General features: G+C 39.2%; 14 protein-coding genes and 1 pseudogene. 12 read left to right on the forward strand and 3 right to left on the reverse strand.

Annotated features, from left to right (window positions below; translation table 11 throughout):
- Nucleotides 1-4 precede the first annotated feature (4 nt).
- Nucleotides 5-526 (forward strand): hypothetical protein, encoded by a 522-nt coding sequence (locus LQ203_RS12240; protein WP_230158506.1) that lies wholly within the window; start codon nt 5-7, stop codon nt 524-526.
- 2,463 nt (nt 527-2,989) lie between these two features.
- On the opposite strand, the gene LQ203_RS12245 is transcribed toward LQ203_RS12240, so the two are convergent.
- Complete coding sequence (locus LQ203_RS12245) at nt 2,990-3,925, reverse strand: hypothetical protein (protein ID WP_230158508.1); 936 nt, start codon at nt 3,923-3,925, stop codon at nt 2,990-2,992.
- A 343-nt stretch (nt 3,926-4,268) separates the two neighbouring features.
- Between LQ203_RS12245 and LQ203_RS12250 the strand changes: the two genes are divergently transcribed.
- From LQ203_RS12250 to LQ203_RS12285, 8 genes are all read left to right on the forward strand, one after another.
- Nucleotides 4,269-5,285, forward strand: a complete 1,017-nt coding sequence (locus LQ203_RS12250) for a hypothetical protein (protein WP_230158510.1) — start codon at nt 4,269-4,271, stop codon at nt 5,283-5,285.
- A gap of 27 nt (nt 5,286-5,312) precedes the next feature.
- The gene (locus LQ203_RS12255) at nt 5,313-5,933 is read left to right on the forward strand and encodes a hypothetical protein (RefSeq protein ID WP_230158512.1); all 621 of its coding nucleotides are present in this window, start codon (nt 5,313-5,315) and stop codon (nt 5,931-5,933) included.
- Nucleotides 5,934-6,151: 218 nt separating this feature from the next.
- Nucleotides 6,152-6,610: a helix-turn-helix domain-containing protein gene (locus LQ203_RS12260; RefSeq protein WP_230158514.1), complete on the forward strand. Its 459-nt coding sequence runs from the start codon at nt 6,152-6,154 to the stop codon at nt 6,608-6,610.
- Nucleotides 6,611-6,671: 61 nt separating this feature from the next.
- Entirely contained in the window at nt 6,672-7,451 is a 780-nt protein-coding gene (locus tag LQ203_RS12265; RefSeq protein ID WP_230158516.1) for an HNH endonuclease, read from the forward strand.
- Entirely contained in the window at nt 7,448-7,600 is a 153-nt protein-coding gene (locus tag LQ203_RS12270) for a hypothetical protein (protein ID WP_230158524.1), read from the forward strand. The genes LQ203_RS12265 and LQ203_RS12270 overlap by 4 nt, the downstream gene beginning before the upstream one ends.
- A gap of 67 nt (nt 7,601-7,667) precedes the next feature.
- The gene (locus LQ203_RS12275) at nt 7,668-8,051 is read left to right on the forward strand and encodes a hypothetical protein (RefSeq protein ID WP_230158526.1); all 384 of its coding nucleotides are present in this window, start codon (nt 7,668-7,670) and stop codon (nt 8,049-8,051) included.
- Between the two features lie 125 nt (nt 8,052-8,176).
- Entirely contained in the window at nt 8,177-8,407 is a 231-nt protein-coding gene (locus tag LQ203_RS12280; RefSeq protein ID WP_230158528.1) for a hypothetical protein, read from the forward strand.
- 149 nt (nt 8,408-8,556) lie between these two features.
- A complete protein-coding gene (locus LQ203_RS12285) occupies nt 8,557-8,748 on the forward strand; it encodes a hypothetical protein (RefSeq protein WP_230158529.1) in 192 nt (63 codons plus the stop codon).
- A gap of 39 nt (nt 8,749-8,787) precedes the next feature.
- On the opposite strand, the gene LQ203_RS12290 is transcribed toward LQ203_RS12285, so the two are convergent.
- Nucleotides 8,788-10,332, reverse strand: a complete 1,545-nt coding sequence (locus tag LQ203_RS12290; RefSeq protein WP_230158531.1) for a recombinase family protein — start codon at nt 10,330-10,332, stop codon at nt 8,788-8,790.
- Between the two features lie 38 nt (nt 10,333-10,370).
- Between LQ203_RS12290 and LQ203_RS12295 the strand changes: the two are divergent.
- Nucleotides 10,371-11,039, forward strand: a pseudogene (locus LQ203_RS12295) (AMP-binding protein); the annotation flags it as partial.
- Nucleotides 11,040-11,134: 95 nt separating this feature from the next.
- Nucleotides 11,135-11,932 (forward strand): enoyl-CoA hydratase, encoded by a 798-nt coding sequence (locus LQ203_RS12300; RefSeq protein ID WP_230158533.1) that lies wholly within the window; start codon nt 11,135-11,137, stop codon nt 11,930-11,932.
- A 370-nt stretch (nt 11,933-12,302) separates the two neighbouring features.
- On the opposite strand, the gene LQ203_RS12305 is transcribed toward LQ203_RS12300, so the two are convergent.
- Nucleotides 12,303-12,491: a YhzD family protein gene (locus LQ203_RS12305; protein WP_230158535.1), complete on the reverse strand. Its 189-nt coding sequence runs from the start codon at nt 12,489-12,491 to the stop codon at nt 12,303-12,305.
- A gap of 335 nt (nt 12,492-12,826) precedes the next feature.
- Here LQ203_RS12305 and cysK point away from each other — a divergent pair, with 335 nt between their 5' ends.
- A complete protein-coding gene (gene cysK, locus LQ203_RS12310; protein WP_230158537.1) occupies nt 12,827-13,750 on the forward strand; it encodes a cysteine synthase A in 924 nt (307 codons plus the stop codon).
- Nucleotides 13,751-13,753: the final 3 nt, after the last annotated feature.

A 13,753-nucleotide genomic window follows, 5' to 3' on the forward strand; every position in this document is an offset into this window, starting at 1 on the left:
GAGATTGGATATTATGGAAATTGTAAAAGCAGATGCATTTTGGGGGTTAATTGGTGCTGTTATAGGTGGAGCTGTCAGTATTGTAGCTACTAGAATGGAGATTAAAGCTCAGAATGAGGCTCAAGAGGAGCAAAAGCAAGAACAATTTGATAAGACAATGACAATAATAATCAGATTTATAAAAAAAGAGGTTGGTCACAATTATGATGGCTTTAAGGAGAAAACTGAGAAGTATTTTCCAATAGAGATGATTAAAAATTTTACCTATGATGAATTTATTCATACTTTCAGGAGTCATTATATTAAGGACAGTTATAACTTTGTTTCAGACCACTATGATAAGTTTAAATATGAGATTGCTTACATGGAGAATAGGTATGCTAATGAAATAATTGACTTCTATGAGATGTTTGAGTTGATTAGTTCAACAGATTATAGGGAATGGTCAGAGGAGGGATTTGAGTTTTTTAAAGCAACCTTAGAAAAATTAGAGACATTTCTTGTAGTTGATTATGACCATTGGTAAAAGGGGAGCTGATGAGGCTCTCTTTTTTTGTATCTTCCTCCTGATATTCTACAAAATAGGATACAGAAATTTTATAAGACTTTGCCATTTTTAAAATAGCCTCTTTTCCTGAGTACCACCTACCTGTCTAGAACCTTGGGTAAAGCATATAGGCAGATAAGGAATAGTATAGATAAGGTACTGATAGGGATGTAGTAAGGCTCAGGAGTTTTTGTTATCTGTATTGGGATGACTATAGACAGTAAAAGGCTTTGTATGGGCTGTACAGAGGCTTACAGCTTAGCTACTTACCCTCATCCTGTAAAAATAGGAATAGCTATGTTATGTAGCCTTCTTGCAGGGAGGTCTGACCCCAAACCCCATGGTATCCCATGTGAAATTTCCTTAAAGTTTTCATTGACAATTACTAGGTATTATGATTGATTGACAGTATGGACTAACTATGTATCAGCTTTGCAACTGCTTAGCATCAGCTTAGGACAGTGTTAGCATTACAATACATACTTGTCTTAGTCTGTCAATAGTGCTGAGGCTTTCATGCTTCCTTTGTAAGCTGTCATACTCTCAATGAATACTAACAAGTCTAAGGCTATGACTACTGTGCAATCTAGGCTATACTGAGGGCTTAGCTTATCAGTACATTCAGTAGCAGTACAATGCTTAGCAGTATCTTTGTACAATCTATGTAGCTGTATGACTCAGGGTATAGTTAAGGCTTGGCTCAGGCTGTAGCTCTACTACTGTAAGGCTAGGCTTATGGCTATGGGTAGGACAATGTAGTAGGACAGTGTAGCATCCTGCTTGTACCTCCTAGCCCTGTGTAGATGCTCCCTGCTGTTAGCCCTGCCTCCTAGCTACTGCCCACCTCAGTATAGATAGTAGCCCTGCTCCTATGTCTGATACCCCACCTGCTACAGTAACTACCCATACTGCAAGAGCTACCCCTCTATATGCAGGTTAATGAATTGTATATACAAAGTTAGTTTACATAATCACAGTTATTGGAAGTTGATAACTTGCATAAACACTGATATAACAGCATTTCACAATGTACCAATAATTATTAGTTATACATGATTCTATGCAAAGCCTATTGTAGAGGGGTTTTCAGCCTCATTAACTGCTCTAGAAAGTTTGTGAAAGGGTACAATCTTGCATAAACTACAGCAGGGATAAGCATATCTTTATTAGCTTGTCAAACAGCCTTATAAGTAGGTACCTGCCTCATTTCCTTCCTAAACAGTGCATACAGCAGGAGGGAGGGTAGCAAAAGGCTTAATATCTGCCCATATTGTACAGGTCTCAGGGAGGCTCTTACAGCTCCTTTACAGTCCTCTCAGGTACATAGGAGGCAAGGGCAGAGGATACCCCTTAAATGTAGACAGGACAAGGCTTGCAGACTCTTTAACACTGTATCCTGCTAAAGTATTTACAAAAAGGATGGGCAGGGACTAGGCTCATTTGTTGGACTTTTAAGCCTCTAAGCAGAATATGTACATTTACCCTACAGAATAAGCCTAAACAGCTCTCTACCTGTGCATAACTACCTCATTCCCTATCTGTAATACCTATCTGTAATTATCCTTACTGTTATCCTATCTTGTACAATCTACTGCTCATTAACTGCTACCTAACTGCTCCCTATCAGCATCCTACAGATTCCTATACAGTCTTACTGTTACCCTGGCTTTAATACTAACCTACCTAACCAGTACCCTAACTGCTCCCTAAAGTTATCCCCAACTGTACAGACAGTACCCCCCTACTTAAAAAATGGCAAAAAAAAGAGCCTCTCATCCAGTTAAGGACAAGAGGTACACCATAAGGAAATTAAGTTTTAAAAAGAACCTTACAAAAGTAATGGCTGTCAACCTAAAACAATAGAACCTAAAGGAGAAGTAAAGGAGAGACAAAAGCCTGTTACAGCTCCTGACTGCTCCAATACAAAGAGAATTAATATCCTATCAGAGATACTAACTGCAAAGGGCTACTAACCCTCTACACTACTTACATGTATCTGAGCTGTCTGATGTAAAGCACTTAACAGTAATTACAGCCATATTAGCCTTATCAGGCTAGAGTCTGCCTATGGCATCCTCAAAACATACTTAATAAGAACTAACTGGATTAACTAAGAGCATATACAACAGGACAGGATTAAGGGCTAAGCCTACTGCCCTAACTGCCTTAACTGCTCTACTAACTGAGGAAAGGGCAGGTTATTGTAGCTAAGAAAGATATTACTCAGGTCTACTAATTATTGTAGGTAGGACTGACTGTAAGGAGGGACTACAGGTTTTGCTCTTTATTCTATGTAAGATAAGAGAGAAACCCCCTTAAAACATGTAATTTGGTTTACATGAACAGACAAAAACATGTAATTTGGTTTACATGTCATCTTGGATTTACTTGGATTACTAAACAGAAAGAAGAGACAGAGCATCAGCCCTGCCTCAGTTATCCTTATTTAGTTCTCTTATTATACTCCATGATAAATTCAATATATGACTCTACAGGTGGCTCTCCTGCCTTTCTCCATGCTACAAAAGGATTTAACTTTAAGAAAGTATGTTTTCCCACTTGTACCCTTGCAAATACTTTAAGCTCTACCTCTTGCTCTCTGTAAGTACATGGATATTTAAGTGCAATAAGTTTCTTATGAATGCCTTGTCTGCTCATTCCTAGAGCATCAGCAAACTCCTCCATATCTAATGGCTGTACAAAAGCCTCATCCATTTCTGATGGATTCTGAGCCAATACATTAGAATTGTAATGCAGGTACTGAATAGCCTTATAGATAATGCCTACATCTCCTGCTGTTACTTTCTTTTGCTCAAAGACTTCCTGCAAGGTATCAATAAAAATCTTTACAGCAGTAACAGTCTTTCTATTCTTATTATCTCCCTGTAAGCCCTTCTTAAAGCAATACTTATCATTAACAAAGATAGCCTCATATGACTTACCATACATTTCAACCTCTTTTTTATAAATAAGCCCAAGCTCCTCAAACACAGCCATTATCTTATTGAAAGTCCTTGTATCTGTAATTTTAAAAGCCTTTCTAAGCTCTACAGGTTTCATGGGTAACTTTGCTCCCTTAGCCCTCAACATATTGTCATAGTCAATGTATGTCTGCATTACTAAGAAATATCCTAACTGCTTATTTTCTAAAGTAGTTAGCTCTACAAACTTAACCCCATCCATCTCAGTAAAGATGAAAGGATTCTCTGACTTGTTTTTATAAGTTACCATCTCTTTTTTCTTTTGGGCTTGCTCCTGCATTAAAGGAGTAATGACTTTTACATCATCTCTAATCTCTCCATTAGCATCTACTACAGTAAATACCTCTTTAGCTTTGATTCTTTGTTCTGCCTCATTCATTAAGTTTTGCACACTCATTTTAATTCCTCCTCAGGATGTAATGGAGAGCATTGTTAGCTCTGCCACCTATACATCTAGCTCTCAGGGATGGAATAAAGTATGAATCTGCATTTTCTGATAAAAAAATAAAAAATTACATGATTGGCTGCACACTTATTTATAAAAGAAAGTAAAAAAAGTTTATCTGATACTTTAGTTAGGGTGTGACAGAAAGATATATAGATGAGAAAGGGATAGAGGTTACTAGGCTACCTGCCATACAGTAAATGCCTCTTTCCCTTCTACCTATACCCTAGGTTTTTTATATAAAAAAGAGCATGACATAAAAGGAATTTTACAAAAGTATTGGAGGAAAAAGAGGATGGATACAGAGAAATTGATTGCAGAATATCTAGAGAGCAATACCCCTTCTACTAATCTAGACCATGCTTTAGCATTTGCTTATTTGAAAGTTACAGCACAGGTAACTCAAAAGCAGTATGCAGAGTCAGTAGGCATCTCAGACAGGGCTTTGAGGAAATACATTTCAGATAATAAAGAGGACTATGAGGAAGAAATAGAGAGGCTTGAGGCTGAGACAGAAAAGCCCTTAGACCTCAGTAGCCTATCCTCCAGAACATTGACAGAGGAGCAATTAGATAAGTTTGTAGATGTTCTTTATAAGTCAGCAATAACAGGCAATGCAAGGGATAAACAACTATTCATTGAGTTTACTGGATTGACTGCTGAGGATGTTATGAACCTTCAGACAGCAAAGCAAAGGTCTTTAAGATGGATTATCAAAGGGGAGCTAGGCTCTATCAGTAAATACTTTGATTCTAAGCAGTTAGGAGTAATGATTGAGGAGAGTCCTTACTTATTCAGAGGAGACAAGAAAAGTGCAAGCAATCCTAACAACTTTGTACAGGCTGATATTTCAGATGAGGCATTTGTTAGAGAAATGGCTTACTTTGGTATGCTTTTCTGCTCTATGTACAACAATACAGCTCATCCTGATACTGAGGTAGTTAGTAAGGCTGTAAGGTTAGACAGATTGGAGCAAGGTACAAGACAGGCTCTTAGTGGGAAAGCAGTACATGAATACTCAGAGGGCAAGAACATTAAGCCTAAGCCTCCTGCTAAGCCTATGACAGATGATGAGTATAGGAAACTGCTTATAGATGTTCATAGCATTGATGGTAAACCTGATTTAGAGGAGATTGAGAGGATAGTTGAGAGAAACAGAGTGGTTACAAAGACTAAGGGAGCTATTAAGCCTGCTGAGTTTAAGCCTGATGTAATTGAGGAGAGAGCTACACAGCATAAAGATGCTTTAGAAGTCTTTACAGGCTATGAGAGAGACCTTGCATCATTGTTAAGAATGCTAGACAAACTTTAAAAAAACACACTATAAGGGGAGATTATGATGGATAAACAAGAAATGATTAAAGGTATGGAAGTTAAGGTTAATGAGGTTATTGGAGCTAGTCAGGCAGTTAGTGAGTTTGTAGAGAGCATTGAGGAGACAGTGACTGAGGGAGTAGAGGCAGTAAAACAGCTTGAGGCTGTTATTGAGACTAAGACAGAGGCTCTTAATACCTTTACTGATATGGGAGAGGCTAGACTAGCCAAACAAGAGATTAACAATCTAGTAGAGGAGCTTGAGCTACAAAAGGCTGTTAATACAGGCAAAGAAAAAGCAATGAAATCAGAGCTTGAGGAGGTAATTGTAACATTCTTTGCAGTCCATAAAGGAGCTTGCATGATGTTTAGGGGCTTAGATAATCACTTAGTAGCTAATACAAGCCTATCAGAGCTGAATGAGACTAAGGCTACTATGGAGGGCTTTGGTAACAGCTTAACTTTCTCTTTTGCAGGAGTAAAGCAGATTCTACTGGATACAAAGATTGTAGCTCAGGCAGACCAAAACAGACAGTACAGAGGCATCCACTTAGGACAAAGAGGGCAGGAAACACAGCTATATGGCTTTGAGTATGTAGTTAGGGCATATGTACAACAGCTTAGAGCATCAGACATAGCTATCTAAGTAGTTAACAGGTAGGGACTGAGGAGACAGACCTGAGAGAGAACAAAGAGAATTAATAGAATAACTATCAGGGAGGTCTACTACAATGATTGTACTACAAGTTATTGGGGCAGTAGTATTGATGAGCTTTGCTAATAAAGTATTTTCACTAGAGCAATAAGGGGAGGCTAATGCCTCTCTTTTTTAATACCTAAAGAGAACCTAAGGAGAGATTGAGGATGTCAGTAAAGAAGTATAAAAAAGAGGCACAAAAGAGATATGAGGACTACTTAGATGATTTAATGTATGAGGCTTTGGAGGCTTACAAGATGCCTGAGAAATTGGGCATTAACTACAGAGGAGACTTTATCACTCTGTATCCTAATCCAGTCTTTACAGGTAACAAGGTTAGCAGGATTGAGTACAAGCCTTATCAGATTGTAAAGCTACCAGAGGAGCTGGCTGAGAGGCACAGTATTCTAAAGGATGAGCTAGCTAAGATTAAGGAGAAGGCTCTAAAAGGGAAGTCTAAAGCAGGAAGACCTAAAAAGCAGTATGCAGAGGCTGTAGTTATTCAATGGGTACAGCTAAGGGAGCAGGGCTTAACTTATGGAGAGATTGCTAAGCAGTTTGGAGCATCAGGTACTACAGTATCCAACTACCTTAAAAAGTATAGAAAGAGGGCAGTAGCTAACTAACAGCTTCTGCTTTTTTATTTAGAGCTACTGTGACACCGAAAACACTATGGGGGAATTGAGAATGGAAAGATTAAATGTAGAGCAGTTACACAAAAGAGTAGAGCTAGTTAATAAGCATATGGAGCTTGAGGGCAGTAGCTACAATCTTGAGGCAGGAGAAATAAGGATAGCTAAGCAGTCAGGGAAAGGCATCAGGAAAGAGCAGTACAATGCTGATGGCTACCCTGTATACAGCTTGAGAGCAAAGGATGAGGGTAAGCAGTATTCAGTCTCAGTCCACCATATTGTAATGATGTTAGCAGATGCTAAGGAGTACATTGAGCAGATGGCTAAGGGCATGACTATTAACCATATCTCAGGAGTTAAGACAGATAACAGGCTGAGCAATCTTGAGTATTTAAGTCAGTCAGATAACACAGTACATGCTTATGTTATTGGGCTAACTGAGAGACCTCTAGAGGCTAAGATTACAGCTTATGAGGCTTATGGGATGTTAGAGGGCTTTTATCAGTCTGAAAAGAGCTTAGATGAGCTGTCAGAGGCTTTTAACTTGCCTATAGGCTCAATATCTAGAGTACTTAAAGGAGAGAGCTATACAGGGCTGTTTGTGATGTTTAAGAGCCTTAACAAAGATGATGTAAGACCTAAGCACAGTAGCAAACTATCAGCAGGAGCTGTAAGACAGATTTTAGACCTTTACTTTAATAAAGGATTGACTCAGGGAGAGATAGCTGAGAGGCATGCTGTAGCAAGGTCTACTGTAGGAATGATTGTAACAGGTCAGAGATGGGCTGATGTATTTGAGGAATTTACTGCTAACAGAAAGGAGGTTAAGGCATGAACAAGAAACAGGTAGAGGCTAATCATAGCTCTAAGAAAGACAAAAGCAAGAACAAAGGAAAGACTCCCTACCAGATGATTAGAGAGGGATTGTCTAAGGCTGATGCTGAGAGGATGGCTAAGCACAAGATAGCTAAACAAAGCAAGTAAGTAGGCAGTAGCAAAGCTATTGCTTTTTTTATTGTAAAAAACTAACTAAGAAAAGGATGAGGAAAAGATGGGATATGAAAGAAAGATTGATACTACAGATTCTTATGGAACATCAGTGGCAATTGATGCTGTATTAACAAAGACTGAGAGGATTGCAGAGGAGATACAGTTAGCTCCATCAGGAACTCAATGGCATGACTATATTGAGTCTGAGGGCTTTACTCAGCTTAATTTGTTAAATGGTGGGAGCATGTATGGCTACAAAGTTAGATTGTTTTGGAGCATTGATGCAGTAAATAATGATGCTTGGGAGGATATTGATTTTACTACTATTCCCTCAGCAATTACTACAAGGGTAAAAGCTCCATATGTGGGAGTCCAAATAATGAATACAAATACAGTAAATGCTAATGACATTTCTGGAGTATCTTTGTATTTTCAAGCAGTTTAAATAGTAAAAACTTAGGAGATGGCTTAGTGCTGTCTCCTCCTTTTTTTATGCCTATTTGTCACAGTTTACATAGTATCAGCTAAATAATAGAGGTAGAGAAACTAACAGAATAGGATGAGGACTAAATGGAGTATTATCATAGTAGATTTTTAGAATTATCAGCACCTGAGGTAAAAGCATTGTTAGCAGGTTACTATCTTTTTGATACAGATACAGAGATGCTTTGTCAGCTATTTGATTTAACAGCTAATAACTTGAGGAAAATTGTAGAGGGAGAGGTAGACTTATTTGATGATATTTTAGAGGAGTTTTATGAGGAGATGGCTGAGCAATTTCAAGTTAAAGAGGACAATTAAATAGTAACTTACTGAGTGGGGAGTAACATCCCTGCTCTTTTTTTATGCCTTTCTGTCACAGCCTGTCACAGTTTTACTCCCCCTGCTAAATACAGAGTGTAAGGAAGTTTCAAGAGGTAGTTTCATAACTTATGGGGAGATGGCAGAGGGTGACTAAGAAAGGTACTAATAGCACAAAAAAGAAAAATGTATTTTGTGAGGTATCATATCAGCAACTTTTACAGCAGATTGAAAAGGGGAATGTTACTCAGGCATACTCTAGCTTGGAGACAGGTTGCCTCATTATTCATAAAGGAAAGCCTAACACTAAAAGAATGGCAGAGCTATTATTAGCCATGTAAAAAGGAGCAGACTAATTACAGTCTAGCTCCTCTTTTTTGTTACAGCCTCCAATTGTATACAAAGATAGGCTTTTTCATTTCCTTAGTGTAGGTCATTTCAATACTGATTAGTAAAGTCTTTAGCAGTCTATGCTGAGCCTCTATGTCCATATCCTCAAACTGGTCTATTAAGTGTATTAGCTCCTGTATCCTCTTTGTATGAGCATTAGTATCTAAATTCTGTACCTGTCTTTCTATATCCTCAGTCTCTAACATCAGAGTAGAGACCTGCTCACTTATCTCATTCTTTTTGTCATTGTACTTAGCTTTAGAAAGGTCTCCATCTAGGTACAGGTCTAACAGCCTTTTGTCCTGTACTTGCTTTTTCTTAATATCTGCTCTAATCTCAGTCTGTCTCTTTTGTAGCTTTTCCTTATATCCTGAGGAGTTAAGGCTGATAGCCTCCTGTAAGTCCTGCTCTAGCTCCTCTTTATGCTGATTTAGTTTTGCTATTACATCAGGCATCATCTTTCTTAGGGTATATCCTTTTGTACCACAGGGAGTATCTAGAAACTCTCCTCTGTAGTTTTTACAGCCTCTTAAATGTAGATAAGGCTTTGTCCTATTTCCCTCTTTATCTCTACCCCATGTAGGCTGTACATAGAGGATAGAGCCACAGGAGGAACACCTTACTAGCTTTTGTAGAGGAGACCTCAGCTCATCCCTGTACCTTACATGAGAGCCTGTATTTTTATCCTGTAATAAGTCTTGAGCTTGAGCAAACAGCTCATAACTGACAATAGGCTCATGGGTATCATTCATATGGACAGTTTCCCCTAACTTATGACTTGTATAGGTTGTCTCCCCTAAGTAAGCTCTCTGATTAAGTAACCTGTGAATAGCATTACTCCTAAACATATTTCCCTCTTTTGTTTTGTATCCTTTCTTATTAAACTGTATAGCTATATTCTGAGTAGAGTATCCTTGTAAAAAGAGGTCAAATATCTCAGTAACAATCTTAGCCTCAATTTCTATAATGTAGAGCTTTTTTGTAGCTTTGTCTTTTCCATATCCTAGAGGGACTTTACCTGAGTATCCTCCTCTTTTTGCTATTTGTAACTTTACCTCTATTTGTCTTTTGGAGATGCTTTCATATTCCATTTCACTAAAGAGACCTTTCATAACAGTCATTATCTTTTGATTGCTGTCCATTGGGTCAATAATCTCTCTAGGAGTCTGTACAAGGATTCCTAATCTGCCTAGCTCCCTATAAAGCCTCAGCTTTTCCTCAAGTGACCTAGTTAGCCTGTCCTCATCCATAACAAGTACCTTACAATGTAGACCTGCTCTGAGGTTTCTGAGCATCTTATTGTACTGCTCTCTCTGTTTATCCATACTGGAAGCAATTTCCTCATATATGGTATAATTATATATGTTCTTCTCAGCTAACCTGATAAGCTCTTCCCTATGGTTAATAAGGCTGTCCTCATTCTCTCCTACATTGCTTTTTTCCCTTGAGAGCCTGAGATAGATAGCAACATCTTTACAGTCATTATCCTTAGTCATTGTATCTTTCACTCCTAGTATGTCTTGTAGCCTTTTCATACAGTTTACCATCTCCTGTTTGTTTTATGTAATAGTGACCTTTAGTGCATGCCTATGGAATGACTGAAACAAGTCCGCTCGTCTTTGTTTCCAAACCAAAAAGCTATCAGGAAGACCTCCCCGAAGAAGAACTTTATGAGTTGAAGGCCAAGCAAGGCCTTGTCTCGCCAATGATTGAGATTAAAGTGATTGGTCAGGATGGCGAAGTAAAACCTGATGGAAAAGAAATGGGCGAATTGCTTATAAGGGGTCCTTGGATAGCGAATGAGTATTTTAAAGATGAACGGTCCGAGGATACATTTAAAGATGGCTGGCTTTATACCGGGGATGTTGTCACGATAGATGAGGAAGGATTCGTGAAAATCGTCGACCGGACTAAGGACTTGATTAAAAGCGGCGGCGAGTGGATTTCTTCCGTAGATATAGAGAATGCATTAATGGCCCATGAAGGTATCTTTGAAGCTGCAGTCATTGCAGTGCCTCATGAAAAATGGCAGGAACGACCGATTGCCTGTGTAGTTTTGAAGGAAGCATATAAGGGGCAAGTGTCCCAAGAAGACATCATCGAATTTTTAAAGCCACAGTTTGCGAAATGGTGGCTGCCTGATGAAGTGGCCTTTTTGGATGATATTCCGAAAACGGGTGTTGGGAAGTTCTTGAAAAGGGCTTTGCGAGAACAGCTTCAGGATAAATATATCAAAAAATAATAGGGTATATATATTTAATTATAACTTTTCACCCTATTCTGAAAACAATGAAAAAATATATAATACATTCATAGAGCGTAAGAGGAGGAAATAAATTGAGTATTGAACCAACATCATCTGCAGGTACTGTATTAGTCACATATTCGGAACGGACGGCTACTGTTGCAATGAACCGGCCAGAGGCCATGAATGCACTAAATCCGCAAATGCTGCATGATTTAACTTCTGCCCTTAAAGAAGTAAGTGAAAATGAAGAAGTGGACGTAGTCATTTTAAAAGGGAACGGGAAGGCATTTTCCGCGGGTGGAGATATTAAGATGATGCTCACATCTGAAAAAGAAAACGCTTTCGATGATCTGATGGATGGAATCAGTGAATTGGTTACCACTCTCTATTTCATGCCTAAATTGACCATAAGCGCCATTCATGGTGCAGCAGCGGGGCTTGGCCTGAGTATAGCTCTTGCAACTGATCATCTCATCGCAGATTCGGAAAGTAAGGTTGCGATGAATTTTATCGGAATTGGATTAATTCCTGATGGCGGGGGACACTTCTTCCTTGAGCGTCGACTTGGTGAAGTAGGTGCAAAGGAGTTAATCTGGGAAGGTAAAGTCCTTACAGCGCTCGAAGCCAAAGAAAAGGGTCTCGTTCATGAAGTGGCAGACGGAACTTTGGAACAGACGGTAGAGAGAAAAGTACAAACGTGGCTGGAAAGCCCGGTCCAAGCTATGATCAAAACAAAAAAAATCCTTAGTGAAAAAAATCGGCCATTATTAATTAAAATGCTTGAGATTGAAAAAGCTGCTCAAATGAAAATGCGTCAAACAGCGGATCACCAAGAAGGAATAAAGGCTTTCATGGAAAAAAGAAAACCGAACTTCATCGGGAAATGAATGAGAAAGACCGTCATTTCCCTAGTGATGACCTCAGTATGTAGCAAAAAAGGGGTTCGGAAAACGTATCATTCATCAAATGATGTTCCCGAACCAACTGACCCAAAGCAACACCTTCAACTCCTCAGATATGGTTTCTAGCTAAATGTTATAACAAAGTTGATTGGAACGGGTGTGCGAGACTCCGGCGGGAAAAGCGCGTCCAAGGGAGACCCCGCAGGCGTTAGCCGAGGAGCACACCGGACCGCCCGCGGAAAGCGAGTGCCTGTAGCGGAAATCAACGGCCAAATTGTACAACCCATAAAAAAACCGTAGGCCGTCACGTTTTTGTGACGGCCTTTCTTTAAAATGATTACGCTTCCATCTTCGGTCAGCGATGAAAAAGCAATAGCGCTCCTGCAGGAGATGTACAGCGATGGGTTAAATCTTGGTAGTTTTTTTCATTCAAAAGATTTTGACCTAATTCTTTTGCTTGTTCATCATTCTCGGCTGTAAATGATTCATCCAATAGTTTTTCCCCTGACGGTTCAAAAACGGTTAATTTGTATATTCTGCTCATTTCCAAAACTCCCTCATCAATAATATACTGTCTTTTCTCTAAATACAGGAACTGTTATAAAAATTTTATCATTATCTGTCAATTTTGACTATTGTTATGTGAGGGAAATGTAGTAACACTGGAAATATAGATAAGTGGCTGAATATTTCGAAAAATGGTGAAAAATGACTATACCGAACAAACTTCATAGTTTTTTCCTTTAAGTTTGGAAAGAATGAATACAAAACCTATTTATACTAGAGGAATTCTCTCTTTAAAATGAAAAATCATAAATGATATAATAAACTAGAGTAAAAGTGCATCCAGGAAGTGTAGGAACGAAGGGAGTTTTTTGAATGACGGTAAAGATCGTGAATAATATTACGGAATTGATAGGAGATACACCTGTTGTAAGAATTAATCATTTAACGGGGAAGAATGACGCGGAGGTATTTGTGAAGCTTGAATATTTCAATCCAAGCCGAAGCGTAAAAGATCGGGCTGCCTTCAACTTGATCAGGCAGGCTGAATTGGATGGAATCATTCAATCCGGGGCGACTATCATAGAGCCAACCTCTGGAAATACAGGTATAGGGCTTGCAATGAATGCTGCCGCAAAGGGGTATCGGGCCATTATGGTCATGCCAGATAATATGTCAAAAGAAAGAATCAATATACTAAAAGCATATGGAGCGGAAGTTGTGCTAACCCCTGCATCGGAGCGGATGCCTGGAGCCATTCGTAAAGCAGAGGAACTCGCTGCAGAGATTCCTAATAGCTTTATTCCGCAGCAATTTGAAAACAAAGCCAACCCTGATATTCACAGAGTGACGACTGCCGTCGAGATTATGGATCAGATGGATGGAAAGCTAGATGTGTTTGTCGCAACTGCAGGGACGGGCGGAACGATAACTGGTACAGGTGAAGCATTAAAAGAACAGCTGCCTGATTTAAGGGTTGTCGTTGTCGAGCCTAAGGGTTCTCCTGTACTTTCAGGCGGAAAGCCTGGTCCTCATAAGTTAGTGGGTACGAGCCCTGGTTTTATCCCAAGCATTTTAAATACAAACGTATTTGATGAAATCGTTCAAGCGGCTGATGAAGACGCCATTTCTACCATGAAGGATATGGCTTCGAAAGAAGGGATATTCATTGGGCCTTCAGGCGGTGCCTCGGTTTGGACTGCCCTGCAGGAAGCCCGTCGTCTTGGAAGTGGAAAGCGAGTGTTATGCATTGCGCCGGATAACGGTGAACGCTACTTAAGTATGGATATTTTCAACTAATAT

This window comes from Peribacillus sp. Bi96, from assembly GCF_918698115.1.
Lineage (GTDB): Bacteria > Bacillota > Bacilli > Bacillales > DSM-1321 > Peribacillus.